Source organism: Xanthobacter sp. NM-59, from assembly GCF_021401125.1.
Classification (GTDB): domain Bacteria; phylum Pseudomonadota; class Alphaproteobacteria; order Rhizobiales; family Xanthobacteraceae; genus Xanthobacter.
Genome location: NZ_JACBFQ010000004.1, coordinates 121,811 through 139,355, shown reverse-complemented (window position 1 = coordinate 139,355; position 17,545 = coordinate 121,811). Strand labels below are relative to the sequence as shown.

Genomic DNA, 17,545 nt, shown 5'->3' with positions numbered 1-17,545 from the left:
GCCCACCATAGTCACTTACGGGATACTTCTAGCTGTACCCAATGACCACGGATTGACAGCGAGTCGCAATCCTATGCGGAATAAAATACCTTCGGCAATTCGGAGACTTAGGCCGGATCGCCGAGCCCGCCCGCCGTTTCGATAAAGCGCGCCACGGCCTCCACCCCGCTGCCATTGCGGATGGCGGAGAAGACGTAAGGGCGCCCGGCGCGCATGCGGATGGTGTCGTCTTCCATCACCTTGAGGTCGGCGCCCACCAGCGGCGCGAGGTCGGTCTTGTTCACCACCAGCAGGTCCGAGCGGGTGATGCCGGGCCCGCCCTTGCGCGGGATCTTCTCACCACCCGCCACGTCGATCACATAAATGGTGATGTCGGCCAGCTCCGGGGAAAAAGTGGCGGCCAGGTTGTCCCCGCCGGATTCGATCAGCACCACGTCGAGCGCCGGAAACTTCGCCTGCATGTCGGCCACCGCCCGCAGGTTGATGGAGGCATCCTCGCGAATGGCCGTGTGCGGGCAGCCGCCGGTTTCCACCCCCAGGATGCGCTCGGGCGGCAGGGCGCCGGCCACCGTGAGCAGGCGCGCATCCTCCTTGGTGTAGATGTCGTTGGTGATGGCGCAGACGTCGTAGCGGTCGCGGAAGGCCTTGCAGAGGGCCTCCATGAGCGCCGTCTTGCCCGAGCCGACGGGCCCGCCGATGCCGACGCGCAGGGGAGATTTGCTGGAGCTCATGAGCGGAACAGCCTCGTATATTGGGTTTCGTGGCGAAAGCTGCCGAGATCGGCGCGAAAGGTGGCGCTGCCGATCTCATCCAGCGTGAGCGCGGGCGCCTCCGCCGCGAGCGCGCGGGCGTGGGGCGCCAGGGCCGCCACCACCCTCGTGCCCGCCGTCTGGCCAATGGGGGCAAGGCGCACGGCGGCCGAGACGAGATTTTGCGCCACGCCGAGAAGGAAGGCTTCCAGCACCGGTGCGAGCGCCATGCCATGGGCCGCGCCGGCGAGCCCCAGCGCCACCGCATAGGCGGCCTCCGGCACCAGCAGCGGGGCGAATTCGGCCAGGCGCGGCGCGGGCCACGCGGCGCTCACCGCATCGAGGAAGGAGCGGCCCTGCTGGCAGCCCTCCAGCCGCAGCTCGGCGGAGGGCGCGAGCGCCACGGCCAGGTCATTCACATCCCGCAGCGCGTGCCCGTTGCCCGCGTGAGCGGCAGCATAAGCGTGAGCGAGAAGGATGGCATCGGTGCGCGCGAAGCCGTGGGCGAACACGTCTTCCAGCCACGACAGCAGCTGCGCGGGGGTCTCGACGTCGCCGGCCTCCACCGCCCATTCGAGGGCGTGGGAATAGGCATAGGCCCCCACCGGAAAGGCCGGCGAGAGCCACGCGAACAGCGGCAGCAGGCCAAGCGTCACGCCCCCGCCGGGTGGGGGCTCGCCGGCCGCATCCCCCACCGCGCCGGCACGCGATACGGAATGCGCAAGGGAAGCCGGCTCATTGGGTGGCTCCACCGCCGTCGCAACGCTGAGGCCGGCGGCCGATGGCCCGTTCGTGACCGCGATATCAGCCATGCCGGTGGCTGTGGCCCGCGCCGTGATCATGGGCATGCTCACCAGCCTGGGGCTGCGAGCTTTCATGCCCGTGGCCGTGGTGCTCGTGGCCATGGTGCCCGTGGGCATCCTCGTGGGTGTGCGCATGGTCGTGATCATGGGCATGATCGTGCCCACAGCCCGGTCCATGGACATGGCCTTCGTGTTCATGCTCGTGAGCGTGGTGCTCATGATCATGCCCGCAGCCGGGGCCGTGGACGTGCTCCTCCCCATGCGCATGAGCGTGCTCGTGGTGGGCATGGCCATCATGATCGTGGTCGTGATGGCCGCCATGGGCGGCGGCGGCCTCGTAGGCGCCCTTTTCGGGTCGGAAGGGGCGCTCCACCACGGCGGTGGCGGCGCCCAGGCCCCGCACCATCTCCATCAGCACATGATCGTCCGCGAAATAGATGGCGTCCTCGGTGAGCTCGGCGGGCACGTGCCGGTTGCCCAGGTGCCACGCCACCTTCATGAGCCGCAGGGGGCTCGCCGTGCGCACCTCGATCAGCCGCTCGGGCGCGGCCTTGATGCGCACCAGGCGGCCATCCTCGAGCTTCACCGCGTCGCCATCGTCGAGCACGGCGGCCTTGTCGAGGTCGAGCAGGAAGGCAAGCCCTCCATCGGCGGTGAAGGCGAAGCGGCGGCGGTGCCGGGCCTGATGGTCGAGGGTCAGCTCATCGGCAACCCGCTCGGTGCGGACGGCGGGGCGGCGGACAATGGTGGTGGCGCGGATCATCTCATCCTCCGGGATCATCTCCCGATCTCAATCTACAGCATTCCCGCCGGAAGCCCGGCGTGGACGGCGTCAGAACAGGAAGTAACGCTGAGCCATGGGCAGGCTTTCCGCCGGCTCGCACACCAGCAACTCGCCATCGGCGCGCACATCGTAGGTTTCCGGGTCCACCTCGATGACCGGGGTAGCGTCGTTGTTCACCATGCTCTTCTTGGAGATGCCGGAGCGGGTGTTCTCCACCGCCACCAGCTCCTTGGAAACCGCAAGACGCGTCGCCAGCCCATCCTCCAGCGCCGCCTTGGACACGAAGGTGAGGGAGGTGTGGGCCAGCGCCCGCCCGAAGGCGCCGAACATGGGCCGGTAGTGCACCGGCTGCGGCGTGGGGATGGAGGCGTTGGGGTCGCCCATCTGCGCCATGGCGATGGCCCCGCCCTTGATGACGAGATCGGGCTTCACGCCGAAAAAGGCCGGGGTCCACAGCACCAGATCCGCCAGCTTGCCCGCCTCCACCGAGCCGATCTGGCGCGACATGCCGTGGGCGATGGCGGGATTGATGGTGTATTTGGCGATGTAGCGGCGCGCGCGCAGATTGTCGCTGGTGGTCTCGCCGGGCAAGTGGCCGCGCTGGCGCTTCATCTTGTCCGCCGTCTGCCAGGTGCGGATGATGACCTCGCCCACCCGGCCCATGGCCTGGCTGTCCGAGCTCATCATGGAAAGCGCGCCGAGATCGTGCAGGATGTCCTCCGCCGCAATGGTCTCCTTGCGGATGCGGCTTTCGGCGAAGGCGAGATCCTCCGCGATCTCCGGGTCGAGGTGATGGCACACCATGAGCATGTCGAGATGCTCGTCGATGGTGTTGCGGGTGTAGGGCCGGGTCGGATTGGTGGACGAGGGCAGCACGTTCGGCAGGCCCGCCACCTTGATGATGTCCGGCGCATGGCCGCCGCCCGCCCCTTCCGTGTGGAAAGCGTGGATGGTGCGGCCCTTGAAGGCGGCGATGGTGTCTTCCACGAAGCCCGATTCGTTCAGCGTGTCGGTGTGGATCATCACCTGCACGTCGAGGGCATCGGCCACCGAGAGGCAGCAGTCGATGGCCGCCGGGGTCGTGCCCCAATCCTCATGCAGCTTCAGCGCCGCCGCGCCCGCAAGCACCATCTCTTCCAGCGCGGCGGGGCGGGATGCGTTGCCCTTGCCGGCGAAGGCGAGGTTCATGGGAAAAGCGTCGGCCGCCTCGATCATGCGGGCGATATGCCAGGGGCCCGGCGTGCAGGTGGTGGCGTAGGTGCCGGTGGCCGGGCCGGTGCCGCCGCCCAGCATGGTGGTGATGCCGGAGGACAGCGCTTCCTCAATCTGCTGCGGGCAGATGAAGTGAATATGGCTGTCGAAGCCGCCGGCTGTGAGGATCTTGCCCTCGCCCGCGATGATTTCGGTGCCGGGGCCGATGATGATGTCGACGCCATCCTGAGTATCGGGATTGCCGGCCTTGCCGATCTTCGCGATGCGCCCATTCTTCAGGCCCACATCGGCCTTCACCACCCCCCAATGGTCGAGGATGACGGCATTGGTGATGACCGTATCCATGGCGCCATCGGCATTGGCCACCTGGGACTGGCCCATGCCGTCGCGGATCACCTTGCCGCCGCCGAACTTCACCTCCTCCCCATACCGGGTGAAGTCCTTCTCCACCTCGATGAAAAGGGAGGTGTCGGCGAGCCGCACCTTGTCGCCCACCGTGGGGCCGAACATGTGGGCATAAGCGGAGCGGGGCATTCTGGCGGACATATCCGGCTCCTCAGTGGCTCGCGCCGTCGTGCTCGACAGGGGTCAGGCTCTTTACGTCCACGCCGTCGAGGCAGCGGGCATTGATGGCCACCATGGCGGTGCCGTCCGGCGCCGCGCCGCGCGAAAAGGACTGGATGCCGCAGGTGGAGCAGAACAGGTGGTGGATCTTGCGGGTATTGAACAGGTATTCGGTAGTCGCCCCCTCACCGGACACGAGCTTGAACGCGCTTTCGGGCGCGAACGTCAGGATCGCGCCCAGCTTGCGGCAGCGCGAGCAATTGCAGGTCACGGTGTGGTCGAGGTCCGCATCCACCTCATAGCGCACGGCGCCGCACTGGCAGCCGCCGAAATAATGCTGAACCGCCATCTCAAAGATCCCCCATCACCTGACCCCGGAAGCCCTGCACCTTGCGCGCGCCGCCGAACGGCACCAGCCGCACCTCCCGCGTAGCACCGGGCTCGAAGCGCACCGCCGTGCCGGGGGCGATGTCCAGCCGCATGCCGCGCGCCTTCTCCCGCTCGAACGACAAGGCCGGGTTGGTCTCATAAAAGTGGTAGTGGCTGCCCACCTGGATGGGCCGGTCGCCCGTATTGGCGACCGTGAGCGTCACCGTCTCGGCGCCCTCGTTGAAGACGATATCGCCCGGCCGCGCCGCGATCTCCCCCGGCACCAGCTCAGAGGGCGCCCCGCGGATGGGGTGGTGCACGGTGACGAGCTTGGTGCCGTCGGGAAAGGTCGCCTCCACCTGGATGTCGTGGATCATGTCGGCGATGCCATCCATCACCTGGTCGGTGGTGAGCACGCGGGCGCCTTCATCCATCAGCTCGGCCACGGTGCGGCCGTCGCGGGCGCCCTCCACCACGAAGTCGGTGATGAGCGCCACCGCCTCCGGATGGTTCAGCTTCACCCCGCGGGCGAGGCGCTTGCGGGCCACTTCGGCGGCCATGGCGATGAACAGCTTGTCCTTTTCGCGCGGCGTCAGCAGCACGGCTCTTCTCCCTGTCCTGGCGATTCCACCCGCTCCCCCCGGTCTTCGACCGGTGCCGAATGGGCCCGCTCAAACGCCGCGCGGGCTCGGCCAATGGCCCGTGCGTCACACTCACACGCCTTTGGCATCACGTGGCCCACACCCGGGGCAGCGGCCGGCCCCGGAAGCCTATCAGAAACGAGCCGGCCGCACGGCGCAATGTGGCGCTGTCGGCGGCCAGCCAGCGCACCGCCAGAAGGCCGTTCCAGGCGCTCGCCCCGAATTCGCAAGGTCCGCCCGGCTCGGCGGCGGCCAGCAGGGCGCGCGCATCCTCAAGGCGCCCCTCGGCATCGGGAGCGACGTAAAGCAGGGTGCCGAACGCCCGGTGGCCCGCCGCCACCGCCGGCCGCGCCAGCAGCGCGCCGAGCGGGCCGGAGAGGCGCAGCGCATCAGCAAAGGCAAGGCGCCCATCTCGGCGCACCCGCCAATGGTCCTCCAGATGCCCATCCCCCATCTCGTCCCCATGGGCAAGGCGGCCCAGCACCAGTGCCTCGAAGGAGAGGAAGCGGGCATCGGCAGCAAGGTCCACCTCGTAGCGCCGCCGCAGCCGGGCGCGGTCGAACAGGATGGTTTCCTGGGGCAGCCATTCCAGATGCGCGCCCGCCTGCGCCCTCAGCACCACGTCGATCTCGGCCAGCGGGCCGTCGGAGCGGTAGACCTTCTCGGCGGCGGGCGTGGTGAGGGTGAGATGGGCCCCGGCCTCCGCCCGCGCGGAAATGCGGAAGAGGTCGCCACAGGCGACGCCGCCGGCGGTGTTCACCACCACCGCTTCCACCCCCTCGCTGCCGCGCGGCAGGCGGGCGCGCAGATTACCCGCCTCCGCCAGGTCCTTCAGGCGCGAAACGCCGCCGAACAGCGCCGCCGCCACATGCACCCGCCCCTCGCTGCGCTGGCGGCGCGGCGCCGGCGTCTGCGCAGGCAAGGTCACCCCAGATGGCCGGGTCACTTCAGATCGCCATGAGGCGGCGCACGTCGTCCCCATCAAGTCCGCTCCTGTCGCCGGAAGCCAGCACCTCGCCGCGATCCATCAGAATGAAGCTGTCGGCCAGTTCCTGGGCGAACTCGAAATACTGCTCCACCAGCACGATGGCCATATCCCCCTTGTCGCGCAGATAGGAGATGGCCCGGCCGATATCCTTGATGATGGACGGCTGGATGCCTTCGGTGGGCTCGTCCAGCAAGAGCAGGCGCGGGCGGGTGACCAGCGCGCGGCCAATGGCGAGCTGCTGCTGCTGTCCACCGGAAAGGTCGCCGCCGCGCCGCTTCAGCATGGAATTCAGCACCGGGAACAGCTCGAACACCTCATCGGGCACGAACTTGTCCCGCGCGGCAAGGCGCGCATAGCCGGTCTCCAGATTCTCCTTCACGGAGAGAAGCGGAAACACCTCACGCCCCTGGGGCACGAAGCCGATGCCGCGCGCGGCGCGATCGGGCGTGGAGAGCTTGGAGATCTCCTCGCCCTCCAGCGTGATGGAGCCGCCGGCAATGGGCCGCTGCCCCATGATGGCGCGCAGGAGCGAGGTCTTGCCCACCCCGTTGCGCCCGAGCACGCAGGTGACCTTGCCGGCCTCCGCCGTGAGCGAGACGTTCTTCAGCGTGTAGGCGGCGCCGTAATAGAGGTCGAGGTTGTCCACCTTCAGCATGGCCCCTCACCTCCCCAGATAGACTTCGATGACGCGCTCGTCGGCGCTCACCTGGTCGAGCGGTCCCTCGGCCAGGACGGAGCCTTCGTGCAGCACGGTCACCTTCACGTCGAGGTCGCGCACGAACTGCATGTCGTGCTCCACCACCACCACCGAGCGGGTCTTGGCGATCTCCCGCAGCAGCACCGCCGTGTCGGCCGTCTCCTGGTCGGTCATGCCGGCGGCGGGCTCGTCCACCAGCAGCAAACGCGGCTCCTGTGCCAGCAGCATGCCGATTTCCAGCCACTGCTTCTGCCCGTGGGAGAGATCGCCCGCGCGGCGGAAGCGATGGTCCTGAAGCCGCACCCGCTCCAGAAGCTCGTCCACCCGCGCCTTCTCATAGGCGGTGCGATGCCAGCGGATATTGGCGAAGGCGCGCCGGTCCGCCTTCACGGCGAGCAGGATATTGTCCTCCACCGTGTGCATGTCGAACACGGTGGGGGTCTGGAACTTGCGGCCGATGCCGAGCTCGGCGATGGCGGCTTCGTCCAGGGTCGTCAGATCATGAACGCCGGCGAACAAAGCCGTGCCCGTGTTGGGCCGGGTCTTGCCGGTGATGACATCCATCATGGTGGTCTTACCCGCGCCATTGGGGCCGATGATGGCGCGCATCTCCTTGTCGCCGATCACCAGCGACAGGGCATTGAGCGCCCGGAAGCCGTCGAAGGACACGGTGATGGCGTCGAGATAGAGCAGCGCCGAGGTCACGGCCAAAGGGTCGCGCACGGGCCGCTCGGCCGCGAACAGCGCGTCGTCCGCCTCCAGCGAGAGCGCGCCGGGGGATTTCACCACCTCCGGCGGCGGGCCGGCCAGGGTGCCGGGCAAGGGCGCGCCAGCCAGGGTCTTGGCGGCGAGGGGGCGGGCATTGAGAGGGGTGAGGCTCATGATGCTCACTCCGCCGGGGCGGCCGCGGGGGCCGCCGGTTTCTTGAGTCGCTCGGAGATCTGGGACCCCAGGCCCAGCACCCCCTTGGGCAGAAACAGGGTAACCACCACGAACAGGGCGCCGAGGGCAAACAGCCACGCCTCCGGCAGCACGCCGGTGAACCAGGTCTTGCCCGCATTCACGATGAGCGCGCCGAGCGCCGCGCCCACCAGGGTGCCGCGTCCGCCCACCGCCACCCAGATCACCATCTCGATGGACTGGGAGGGCGCGAACTCGCTGGGATTGATAATGCCCACCTGCGGCACGTAAAGCGCCCCCGCCACCCCGGCCAGCATGGCCGAAAGGGTCCAGGCGAGCAGCTTGTAGTTCTCCACCCGGTAGCCGAGGAACCGTGTGCGGCTTTCCGCGTCGCGCACCGCCACCAGCACCTTGCCGTATTTGGAGGTGACGAGCGCCCGGCAGATGAGATAGCCCGCCGCCAGCGCCAGGGCGGAGGCCACGAACAGCGCCAGCCGAGTTTCACTCGCCTGCACGGAAAAGCCCAGGATATCCTTGAAATCCGTGAGGCCATTGTTTCCGCCGAAGCCCATGTCATTGCGGAAGAAGGCGAGCATCAGCGCGAACGTCATGGCCTGGGTGATGATGGAGAGATAGACCCCCGTCACCCGCGAGCGGAACGCGAACCAGCCGAACACGAAGGCCAGCACCCCCGGCACCACCAGCACCATGAGCGCGGCGAAGGGGAACCAGTCGAAACCGTGCCAGAACCAGGGCAGTTCCTTATAGTTCAGGAACACCATGAAGTCCGGCAACACCGGGTTTCCATAGACCCCGCGCGGGCCGATCTGGCGCATGAGATACATGCCCATGGCATAGCCGCCCAAGGCGAAGAAGGCGCCATGGCCGAGCGAGAGCACCCCGCAATAGCCCCACACCAAGTCCACCGCGACGGCCAGCAGCGCGTAGCAGAGATACTTACCGATGAGCGGGATCATGTAATCGGGCACATGCAGCGGATTGGAGGGCGGCAGCAGCAGGTTCGAGGCCGGCACCAGCACCGCCGCCGCCAGAACGAGGAAGAGGAAGATGCCGCCGGTGCGGTCGATGATGCCCCTCATGATTCCACCGCCCGGCCCTTGAGCGCGAACAGGCCGCGCGGGCGCTTCTGAATGAACAGGATGATGGCGACGAGCAGCAGGATCTTGCCCAGCACCGCGCCGGCGAACGGCTCCAGCAGCTTGTTGGCCACTCCCAAAGTGAAGGCGCCCACCAGCGTGCCCCAAAGATTCCCCACCCCGCCGAACACCACCACCATGAAGCTGTCGATGATGTAGCCCTGTCCCAGGTTCGGGCTCACATTGTCGATCTGCGAGAGCGCCACCCCGGCAATGCCGGCAATGCCGGAGCCCAGCCCGAAGGTGAGCGCGTCGATGCGCCCGGTGCGGATGCCCATGGCCGCCGCCATGCGCCGGTTCTGCGTCACCGCCCGCACATAAAGGCCAAGGGAGGTGCGCTTCAGCACCATGAGCAGGGCGAAGAAGACGAGCAGCGAAAAGACGATGATCCACAGCCGGTTATAGGTGATGGACATCTGCCCCACCTGGAACGCCCCGGACATCCAGGAGGGCGCGCCCACCTCCTGGTTGGTGGGCCCGAAGAGCGAGCGCACCGCCTGCTGCAGGATCAGCGACACGCCCCAGGTGGCCAGCAGCGTTTCCAGCGGCCGGCCATATAGGAAGCGGATCACCGTGCGCTCGATGAGGATGCCCACCAGCCCGGTGAACATGAAGGCGAGCGGCAAGGCGATGGCGAGCGACCAGTCGAACAGCCAGGGCGCCGAGGTGCGGATGACCTCCTGCACCAGAAAGGTGGTGTAGGCTCCAAGCATCACCATCTCGCCATGGGCCATGTTGATGACCCCCATCACGCCGAAGGTGATGGCAAGGCCGATGGCCGCCAGCAGCAGCACCGAGCCCAGAGAGAGGCCATACCAGACGTTCTGCGCCACCTCCCAGAATTTGAGATCGCGCTCGATGGCGGCGATGCCTTCCGCAGCCGCGGCCTTCACGGCGGGCGGAGCGCTCGCCGGCACGGTGCGCAGCAGGCCGAGCGCCTCCTGGTCGCCACGGGCAGCGATGAGCTTCACGGCAGCCATCTGCTCCGCCTCCGGCGCATCCGCCTTGCCGATGAGGATGGCCGCGCGCGCCTCAGCCAGCGCCGCTTTCACATCCGCCACCTTCTCCTGCGCCAGGGCGGCATCGAGGGTGGGAAGGGCCGCCGCATCGCGCGACTTGAACACCGCCGCCGCCGCATCGCGCCTCTTGGCCGGATCGGCATCGAGCAGGGAAAGCGCGCCCGCCGCCGCCTCAATGGCGCGGCGCACCCGGTTATTGGCCCGCACGGCGGACAGATCGGCCGGCGCCCCGCTTGCCTTGGCGCCGGTCGCGGCGTCCTGAAGGCTGCCATCCGCGAGACGGATATAGACCGCCTTGGTGGCGGGATCGTAGAGCAACCGGCCATCGGCCAAGGCGCTCACGATAGCGGCGGCCTGGGGACTGCCGGTGGTGGACAGCTCGGCCAGGGCCTCGGCCGTCTGGGCATAGCTGTCATTGGCGAATTTCGCGACGGTTGGGGCAAGCTCCGTGGGGGCAAGGTCCGGCGCCGTCTGCGCCTGGGCTGGCGCCAAGGTCGGCGCGAGGGCCGCCAGGCCCAACAGCAGGAGCCCGGCCAGGGCCAGCGCACGCCCTGCGGCCACGGCCTTCTTCATACAAACGCGGAAGCTCACGAAGGAGGCGCGTGCCGCCGCCCCCGCGAGGCGGGACGCAGCGATGCCCCCTTGCGCCCACCCGTCCCCGGCGCCGCGCCTCCTGCGCCGCCAATGCCGAAAGGTGAGGCAGCTCCGGGAAAGGGGGATTGGTCTGCGCATGGGCGTCTCATCCAGAGCTGAAGGCGTGTGGCGGAACCGGAGCCGACCCCGGCGGCAAGGCCCGGACCGCGCGGCGCCCCAGGGCTGCGGACTTCGGCCCCTTCATCCCGACCCCACCCCGCGCGACGGGCCGTGGCGTCGCTGCGGGGCGGAGGGATGCGGCCCGATGGCCGGCAAGCGCCCTCTCCCCGGGCTGGGGGGAGAGGGCCGGGTGTGAGGCCCTTCCGCGCGGCCGAGAGCTTTGCTTTGCAGAAGAACCCCTCGCCTCCACCATGCCCGCCCCCACCGGGAGGCGGACCGGGATCACCCGAGGCGAATTCGGCGGACGGGAAGCCCCGCCCGACACACCAGCGTGATGGCCGCCCTTACTTGGCGGGCGCCGCGGAACCCAGGCACACGTTTTTCACGGTGTCGTAGTTGCCGCAATTATACTTCACCCAATCGGCAACCAGATTCTTGGACCCCTCAAGATAGCGCGACCACGCCTCACCAGGGATCAGATCCTTGGTCTTCCACACCACGTCGAACTGGCCATCGCCCTCGATCTCGCCGATGAAGACGGGCTTGGTGATGTGGTGGTTGGGCAGCATCTCCGCGATGCCGCCGGTGAGGTTAGCCTGCTTGATGCCGGGAAGGGCGGCAATCACCTTGTCCGGATCGGTCGTGCCGGCCTTCTCCACCGCCTTCACCCACATGTTGAAGCCGATATAGCTCGCCTCCATGGGATCATTGGTCACGCGCTTGGGATCCTTGGTGAAGGCGTGCCACTTGGCGATGAAGTCCTTGTTCTCCGGCGTGTCGATGGACATGAAGTAGTTCCAGGCCGCCAGGTGACCCACCAGCGGCTTGGTGTCGATGCCGGCCAGCTCTTCCTCACCCACAGAGAAGGCCACAACCGGAATGTCGGTCGCCTTCACGCCCTGGTTCGCAAGCTCCTTGTAGAAGGGCACATTGGCGTCGCCATTGATGGTGGAGACCACCGCCGTCTTCTTGCCCTGCGAGCCAAACTTCTTGATATCCGCCACGATGGTCTGCCAATCGGCATGGCCGAACGGCGTGTAATTGATCATAATGTCCTCGTCCTTCACCCCACGGGACTTGAGGTAGGCTTCGAGGATCTTGTTGGTGGTGCGGGGATAGACATAATCGGTACCGGCCAGCACCCAGCGCTTCACACCTTCTTCCTCGGCCAGGTAGTCCACCGCCGGAATGGCCTGCTGGTTGGGCGCGGCGCCAGTGTAGAACACGTTTCGCTCGCTCTCCTCGCCCTCATACTGCACGGGGTAGAAGAGGATGTTGTTCAATTCCTTGAACACCGGCAGCACCGACTTGCGCGAAACCGAGGTCCAGCAGCCGAACACGGCCGAAACCTTGTCCTTGGTGATGAGCTCGCGCGCCTTTTCGGCGAACAGCGGCCAGTTGGAGGCCGGGTCCACCACCACCGGCTCGAGCTTCTTGCCGAGCACGCCGCCCTTCTTGTTCTGCTCCTCGATGAGCATGAGCATCACGTCCTTCAGCGTGGTCTCGCTGATGGCCATGGTGCCGGAGAGGGAATGCAGGATGCCCACCTTGATGGTGTCCTCGGCGCGCGCTGCGCCCATGGAGCCGGCCAACGCGCCGGCGGTGGCCCCCGCGAGCGCCGTGGCGGCGGCGAGCCGCTTCAATCCCGTCGTCGCTCTCTTGAACAAACGGAGCATTGCCCTCTCCCTTTCGCTGATGCCGCGCCCGCCGGAGCACCCCGGCCGCGCGAACGGGCGGCTCAGGGACAGCAAAGCCTATGCCAAAGGCATGGGAGACCTGCGAAGACTTGGGAACGCGGAGGGTTTTCGGCCTACCCCCTCACCCTGCCGCCCGCAGGATCATAATGCTACCTATTTACTGCCCATAGATAAGGCATAAGCATAATTATTATGCAGCCCATACGGGCCCCAGCCGGCGAATGCCGCACCGAAAGGCAAGGCCGCGCGGCTTCCTCGTTATTTCAAAGGCAAAGCCCCCTCAGCGCCGCTGCGGAACCGGTGACAAGGGCACTTGACGCGCGCCGCGCGCCGGCTTTCCGTGCCCCCGCACAGCTGAGAAGGAGAGAAGCGGTGGACGATCTGATCGCGGGCTACAAGCGCTTCCGTGAAATCGCCTGGCCAGAGCGCAAGCAGGTGTTCGAGCAGCTCGCGGCCAAGGGCCAGAAGCCGGAGACCCTGGTCATCGCCTGTTCCGACAGCCGCGTCGACCCTCAGATGATCTTCAATGCCGGCCCCGGCGAGATGTTCATCGTCCGCAACGTCGCGAATCTGGTGCCGCCCTACCAGCCCGACGCGAACTATCACGGCACCTCGGCCGCCATCGAGTTCGCGGTGCGCGTGCTGAAGGTGAAGCATGTGGTGGTGATGGGCCACGCCCAGTGCGGCGGCGTCCACGCTTTGCTGGAGGGCGCCCCGCCCGAGGCCCAGGACTTCGTGACCGAGTGGATGAAGATCGCCGAGCCGGCCCGCCTCATGGCGGTGGATGCCAACCTGCCCGCGACCGAGCGCGCGCGCTTCTGCGAACAGTGCTGCGTCAAGCTCTCGCTCTCGAACCTCGGCTCGTTCCCATGGGTGAAGGATCGCGTCGCGGCCGGGGACCTGCAACTGCACGGCGCCTATTTCGGCGTCGCCACCGGCCGCCTGGAAGTGCTCGACAAGGAAGGAAGCTTCCAGGCCGTGTGACGCTTCGGGAGCGGTGATTTGATACTGTCATGAACGGCAGTTTAGACATCGACAGGCGCCTCCCGTCGCGACTGTGACGCTGCGGGAGGCTTTCGGTTCACAGGCGGGCTCCCGAACCCGCAGCGTCCGGCGTTCCGGTGGGAGATTTGGGGATGAACGTGGGCAAGATCAACGCCGATGCCATGGCGGGAACCGCCTCGAACGCTCTGGTGGGGCGGCTCGGCCACGAGCACGTCGCCGACATTGTGGAATACCTGAACGCCAAGACGGCGCAGGAAGCCACCGACGTCGTTTCCGCCATGCCCCTGCCGTGGGCGGTGGAAGTGCTGGACCAGCCGGAATTCCACGATGCCTGCGAGGTCATCGAGGCGCTGCCCCAGGACAAGGCGGTGGCGATCCTGGAAGGCATGGCCGCCGACCGCGCGGCCGACGTGCTGCGCTGGGTGGAGGACGAGGCCCGCGCCCGCCTGCGCAACGCCCTCAACACCGAATCCCGCACTGCCATCGACCACCTTCTGACCTATCCCGAAGGAACCGCCGGATCGCTGATGACCACCGAGTTCGTCTCGGTGCCGGCCGACTGGACGGTGCAGCAGACCCTCGACCATGTGCGCGCGGTGGAAGGCAGCCGCGAGACCATCTACGCCATCTATGTGCTGGACCCGGCCACCCGCCGGCTGATGAACACGGTGACCCTGCGCCGCCTGATCTCGGGCGTGCCGGATGCGAACATCACCACCGTGGCCCAGCCCTACGCGCCCATCACCGTGTCCCCCACCCTGCCCCGTGAGGACGTGGCACGCACCATTTCCAAGTATAATTTCCTGGCCCTGCCGGTGGTGGACAGCACCGGCCACGTCATCGGCATCGTCACCGTGGACGACGTCATCGACGCCATGATCGAGGAGCAGACCGAGGACGTCCAGCGCATGGGCGGCATGGAGGCCATCGACGAGCCCTACCTCGACATCTCCTTCATGCAGATGATCAAGAAGCGCGCCGGCTGGCTGTGCGTGCTGTTCCTTTCGGAAATGCTCACCACCTCGGCCATGCAGGTGTTCTCCGACGAACTGGAGAAGGCCATCGTGCTGGCGCTGTTCATCCCGCTGGTCATGAGCTCGGGCGGCAATTCCGGCTCGCAGGCCACCTCGCTCATCATCCGCGCCCTGGCCCTGCGCGACGTGACACTGAGGGACTGGTGGCGCGTGGCCCTGCGCGAGCTGCCCACCGGCATCGTGCTGGGCGCCATCCTGGGCGTCATCGGCATCATCCGCATCGCCGTCTGGCAGGAGGCCGGCATCTTCGATTACGGCGAATACTGGAAGCTGCTGGCCGTCACCATCGGCGCCGCCCTCATCGGCATCGTCACCTTCGGCTCGATGGCGGGCTCGCTGCTGCCGTTCGCGCTGAAGCGGCTGGGCTTCGACCCGGCCACCGCATCGGCGCCGTTCATCGCGACCCTGGTCGACGTCACCGGCATCGTCATCTACTTCTCGGTGGCCTGGCTCTTCCTGCACGGCACCATCCTGTGATGCCCGCGGCCCTGGCCTGAGACCGGCCCGGGGCACCTTCAGAAACCGCCGGCACGGTGGCGCCCGCCACGGTGCCGGCGGCGCGTTTTTCTCCATTGCGTCCGGCCCGGGCCTCAGGGCATCTTCCGGCGCCTCGTTCGAGGTGTCATCTTCCGGAAGCAGCCCATGGTGCAGCTCGCGTTCATTCTCGTCGGCGCACAGGCGCTGCGCCGACGGTGGTGGGGTCTTCTCATCGTCGCCCTGGCGCTGTTCGCCCTGGCCCTCGTCATCCTCGCCGATCTGGTGGACGGCACCGTTTCACTGGCCACCAACCTCTTCGGCTACGTGTTCCTGTTCGAGGGGCTGCTCGGCCTGTTGATCGGCATTGCGAGCCCCAGCCCCACCGGCCGGCTGTTCACCATCCTCCGTTCGCTGGCGCTGATGGTGCTGGGCGGCCTCATCATCGATCTTCCGCTCCACAACGAGATGGCGGTGGCGATCCTGTTCGGCCTCGCCTTCGCGGTGGATGGCGTGGCCCGCATCGTCTCCTCGGTGATGGTGCGTTTCCCGCGCTGGCGCACCATGGCCGCCATCGGCGCGGCGGAGATCGTGCTGGCGGGCCTGGTGGTCACCGATTGGCCCCTTCCGCACCGACTCAACGTGCCGGTCTGCGTCAGCCTGCTGCTTCTGGTGAGCGGCGGCGTGATCCTGCGCACCGCCCTGATGCTGCGCAACCATCTCGACGAAGTGGCGATTCTGGCGCTGCCCCTGTTCGGGGTCCGCAACTGGTATGACAATGCCCCGGTCCTGGTGAGCGACGAGGGCGCCCCGCCCTCGCGCCCCCAGCACCACGACCAGCCCATGACGGTGCGGGTCTGGACCCCGGTGGGCTCCGCCGACGTGCGCGGGCGCCGGCTGCTGATCGACCGCTACATCGCCGCCGTGGATACGGACGGCCACATCTCCACCGGCCATTCGGCCCTTGAGCTGACGCCGGATCTCTATATCAGCCACTATCCGGCGCAGGAGATCGAGAGCGGCTCCGCAGATTTCGCCCGCCGCCTGCGGGCGTCCGCCGAGAATGATGTGCGCGGCCGCTTCCAGCCCTCATACGCCCAGGAAGCCGCCAACTGGTGCGAGGCCGACCAGCGGGTGGACTTCTTCACCTATGATGCCCGCCGCCTGCGCGCCTACTGGGCCGGCTACCGGCAGGACGACACCTACAACCTCACCAACCGCAACTGCTCCGTCGCGGTGGCCGCCGCGCTCGATTCGGCGCTGGAAGGAGCTCTGTCGGCGCGCCTGCCCTGGATGCGCCTGGGCCTGCTGCTGCTGAACCCGGACCTGTGGGCCGCCGCCTACATCCGCTCCCGCGCCGGGGCCATGAGCTGGACCCCCGGCTTGGTGCTCGATTATGCCCGCACGCTGAAGCGCATCGTCGAGCCCAACGCCCCCTCCTTCGTCATCCGTCTCGGCGACTTCCTCCGCCGCCTGCGCGCGGCGCGCGCCTCCGTGACCCAGGAAAGCATGCCATGACGGGCCCCGACGCCGCCGAACTCTCCACGCCGCAAGCCAGCGGTGATGCCGCTGGCGGCCATATCCTGGCCCGGGCCGCGGTCATCGCCACCGCCGCGGTGTTCGGCCTCACCTATTCGCTGAGCGCGCCGCTGGTGGCGCTGGGGCTTGCCCAGCATGGCGTGTCACAGACCGTCATCGGCGCCAATGCCGCCATGCATGCCGTGGGCGTGCTCGTCACCGCCCTGCTGCTGCCCCGCATGGTGGCGCGGTTCGGGGCCAGGCGCATCATCATCGGCTCGCTTGGCCTGTCGACGCTCACCCTCATGGCGTTTCCGGCGGTGCCCTCCATCTGGCTGTGGTTCCCCCTGCGGCTAGTGCTGGGCATGGCGGCGGAGGCGCTGTTCGTGACCTCCGAAACCTGGATCAACGCCCTTTCGACGGAGAGCACCCGCGCCCGCGCCATGGCCGCCTATACGGCCGCGCTCTCGGTCGGGCTGGCGCTGGGGCCCTTCATCCTGTCGCTGGTGGGCTCCGGCGGGCTGCTGCCCTATGGGCTCGGGGCGGCCATCTGCCTGGCGGCGGTGGTGTTCATCGCCTCGCCGCGCGTGCCGGCGCCCCATTTCGACGAGCCGAGCGTGGATTCGCCGGTGCACTATCTGCGCCTGGCCCCGCTCGCCCTGGGCGCCACCGCGCTCAATGCGGCCATCGAGACGGCCGGCCTCTCCTTCCTGGCCCTCTACGCCATCGGCCTGGGCTGGGGCGAGCAGGATGCCACGCGGCTGATGTCGGTGATGATGGTCGGCGCCATCCTGTTGCAACTGCCCATCGGCTGGCTTGGCGACACGGTGGACCGCCGGCGGCTGGTGATCGCGCTCGCCGTGTTCGCAGCCCTGGGTGCCGCCGTGTGGCCGCTGGCGCTGGGCCATGCGGTCGCGACATACGGCCTGCTGTTCGTGTGGGGCGGCGCGTTCGTGGGCATCTACACCATCATGATCACCATCGTCGGGGCCCGCTTCAAGGGGGGCGACCTTGTGGGCATCTACGCGGTCAGTGGCCTGTTCTGGGGCTTTGGCGCGCTGCTGGGCCCGCTTCTGGCGGGCGTGTCCATGCAGGCCCATGTGCACGGCCTCGCCATATTCGCGGCCATATCCTGCACGCTCTTCGCCCTGGCCGCCTGGAGGCTGCGCGACGCCTCCTGA

At 67.8% G+C, this 17,545-nt stretch carries 16 protein-coding genes; 4 read left to right on the top strand and 12 right to left on the bottom strand.

From position 1 onward, the window contains the following. Nucleotides 1-107: 107 nt before the first annotated feature. The 12 genes from ureG to urtA all read right to left on the bottom strand — a co-directional run bounded on the left by ureG (nt 108) and on the right by urtA (nt 12,312). On the bottom strand, nt 108-731 hold the full coding sequence (ureG, locus tag L0966_RS10150) for an urease accessory protein UreG (protein ID WP_234051785.1): 624 nt from the start codon (nt 729-731) through the stop codon (nt 108-110). Further along, nucleotides 728-1,597 (bottom strand): urease accessory protein UreF, encoded by an 870-nt coding sequence (locus tag L0966_RS10145; RefSeq protein WP_370640697.1) that lies wholly within the window; start codon nt 1,595-1,597, stop codon nt 728-730. The genes ureG and L0966_RS10145 overlap by 4 nt, the downstream gene beginning before the upstream one ends. After that, nucleotides 1,554-2,333, bottom strand: a complete 780-nt coding sequence (locus L0966_RS10140) for an urease accessory protein UreE (protein ID WP_370640696.1) — start codon at nt 2,331-2,333, stop codon at nt 1,554-1,556. Before L0966_RS10140 ends, L0966_RS10145 begins: the two co-directional genes overlap by 44 nt. Nucleotides 2,334-2,384: 51 nt before the next feature. Beyond that, nucleotides 2,385-4,094, bottom strand: a complete 1,710-nt coding sequence (gene ureC / locus L0966_RS10135; protein WP_234051784.1) for an urease subunit alpha — start codon at nt 4,092-4,094, stop codon at nt 2,385-2,387. A 10-nt stretch (nt 4,095-4,104) separates the two neighbouring features. After that, the gene (locus tag L0966_RS10130) at nt 4,105-4,461 is read right to left on the bottom strand and encodes a GFA family protein (protein ID WP_234051783.1); all 357 of its coding nucleotides are present in this window, start codon (nt 4,459-4,461) and stop codon (nt 4,105-4,107) included. Nucleotide 4,462: 1 nt separating this feature from the next. After that, nucleotides 4,463-5,083: an urease subunit gamma gene (locus L0966_RS10125; RefSeq protein WP_234051782.1), complete on the bottom strand. Its 621-nt coding sequence runs from the start codon at nt 5,081-5,083 to the stop codon at nt 4,463-4,465. Between the two features lie 127 nt (nt 5,084-5,210). Then, complete coding sequence (locus L0966_RS10120; protein ID WP_370640695.1) at nt 5,211-6,104, bottom strand: urease accessory protein UreD; 894 nt, start codon at nt 6,102-6,104, stop codon at nt 5,211-5,213. Further along, nucleotides 6,070-6,765, bottom strand: coding sequence for an urea ABC transporter ATP-binding subunit UrtE (urtE, locus tag L0966_RS10115; protein WP_234051780.1), 696 nt, complete (start codon nt 6,763-6,765; stop codon nt 6,070-6,072). The genes L0966_RS10120 and urtE overlap by 35 nt, the downstream gene beginning before the upstream one ends. A 6-nt stretch (nt 6,766-6,771) precedes the next feature. After that, nucleotides 6,772-7,689: an urea ABC transporter ATP-binding protein UrtD gene (gene urtD / locus L0966_RS10110; protein WP_234051779.1), complete on the bottom strand. Its 918-nt coding sequence runs from the start codon at nt 7,687-7,689 to the stop codon at nt 6,772-6,774. 5 nt (nt 7,690-7,694) lie between these two features. Then, nucleotides 7,695-8,807 (bottom strand): urea ABC transporter permease subunit UrtC, encoded by a 1,113-nt coding sequence (gene urtC / locus L0966_RS10105; RefSeq protein WP_234051778.1) that lies wholly within the window; start codon nt 8,805-8,807, stop codon nt 7,695-7,697. After that, a complete protein-coding gene (urtB, locus tag L0966_RS10100) occupies nt 8,804-10,456 on the bottom strand; it encodes an urea ABC transporter permease subunit UrtB (RefSeq protein ID WP_234051777.1) in 1,653 nt (550 codons plus the stop codon). The genes urtC and urtB overlap by 4 nt, the downstream gene beginning before the upstream one ends. 524 nt (nt 10,457-10,980) lie before the next feature. Further along, entirely contained in the window at nt 10,981-12,312 is a 1,332-nt protein-coding gene (gene urtA / locus L0966_RS10095) for an urea ABC transporter substrate-binding protein (RefSeq protein ID WP_234051776.1), read from the bottom strand. A gap of 393 nt (nt 12,313-12,705) precedes the next feature. Here urtA and L0966_RS10090 point away from each other — a divergent pair, with 393 nt between their 5' ends. The 4 genes from L0966_RS10090 to L0966_RS10075 all read left to right on the top strand — a co-directional run bounded on the left by L0966_RS10090 (nt 12,706) and on the right by L0966_RS10075 (nt 17,545). Next, nucleotides 12,706-13,317 (top strand): carbonic anhydrase, encoded by a 612-nt coding sequence (locus L0966_RS10090; RefSeq protein WP_234051775.1) that lies wholly within the window; start codon nt 12,706-12,708, stop codon nt 13,315-13,317. 152 nt (nt 13,318-13,469) lie between these two features. Further along, nucleotides 13,470-14,849, top strand: a complete 1,380-nt coding sequence (mgtE, locus tag L0966_RS10085; protein ID WP_370640694.1) for a magnesium transporter — start codon at nt 13,470-13,472, stop codon at nt 14,847-14,849. A 165-nt stretch (nt 14,850-15,014) separates the two neighbouring features. Continuing rightward, nucleotides 15,015-16,364 carry an HdeD family acid-resistance protein gene (locus L0966_RS10080; RefSeq protein WP_234051774.1) on the top strand — a complete coding sequence of 450 codons (1,350 nt, stop codon included), beginning with the start codon at nt 15,015-15,017 and terminating at the stop codon, nt 16,362-16,364. Then, entirely contained in the window at nt 16,361-17,545 is a 1,185-nt protein-coding gene (locus L0966_RS10075) for an MFS transporter (RefSeq protein ID WP_234051773.1), read from the top strand. Before L0966_RS10080 ends, L0966_RS10075 begins: the two co-directional genes overlap by 4 nt.

Excerpts from the sequence above, each read along its gene's own strand:
- L0966_RS10130 (WP_234051783.1), bottom strand. The coding sequence starts at position 4,461 with ATGGCGGTTCAGCATTATTTCGGCGGCTGCCAGTGCGGCGCCGTGCGC.
- L0966_RS10080 (WP_234051774.1), top strand. The coding sequence starts at position 15,015 with ATGGTGCAGCTCGCGTTCATTCTCGTCGGCGCACAGGCGCTGCGCCGA.
- urtB (WP_234051777.1), bottom strand. The coding sequence starts at position 10,456 with ATGAAGAAGGCCGTGGCCGCAGGGCGTGCGCTGGCCCTGGCCGGGCTC.
- ureC (WP_234051784.1), bottom strand. The coding sequence starts at position 4,094 with ATGTCCGCCAGAATGCCCCGCTCCGCTTATGCCCACATGTTCGGCCCC.
- L0966_RS10145 (WP_370640697.1), bottom strand. The coding sequence starts at position 1,597 with ATGCCCATGATCACGGCGCGGGCCACAGCCACCGGCATGGCTGATATC.
- L0966_RS10075 (WP_234051773.1), top strand. The coding sequence starts at position 16,361 with ATGACGGGCCCCGACGCCGCCGAACTCTCCACGCCGCAAGCCAGCGGT.
- urtA (WP_234051776.1), bottom strand. The coding sequence starts at position 12,312 with ATGCTCCGTTTGTTCAAGAGAGCGACGACGGGATTGAAGCGGCTCGCC.
- urtC (WP_234051778.1), bottom strand. The coding sequence starts at position 8,807 with ATGAGGGGCATCATCGACCGCACCGGCGGCATCTTCCTCTTCCTCGTT.
- L0966_RS10140 (WP_370640696.1), bottom strand. The coding sequence starts at position 2,333 with ATGATCCCGGAGGATGAGATGATCCGCGCCACCACCATTGTCCGCCGC.
- mgtE (WP_370640694.1), top strand. The coding sequence starts at position 13,470 with ATGAACGTGGGCAAGATCAACGCCGATGCCATGGCGGGAACCGCCTCG.
- ureG (WP_234051785.1), bottom strand. The coding sequence starts at position 731 with ATGAGCTCCAGCAAATCTCCCCTGCGCGTCGGCATCGGCGGGCCCGTC.
- urtD (WP_234051779.1), bottom strand. The coding sequence starts at position 7,689 with ATGAGCCTCACCCCTCTCAATGCCCGCCCCCTCGCCGCCAAGACCCTG.
- L0966_RS10120 (WP_370640695.1), bottom strand. The coding sequence starts at position 6,104 with ATGGGGACGACGTGCGCCGCCTCATGGCGATCTGAAGTGACCCGGCCA.
- urtE (WP_234051780.1), bottom strand. The coding sequence starts at position 6,765 with ATGCTGAAGGTGGACAACCTCGACCTCTATTACGGCGCCGCCTACACG.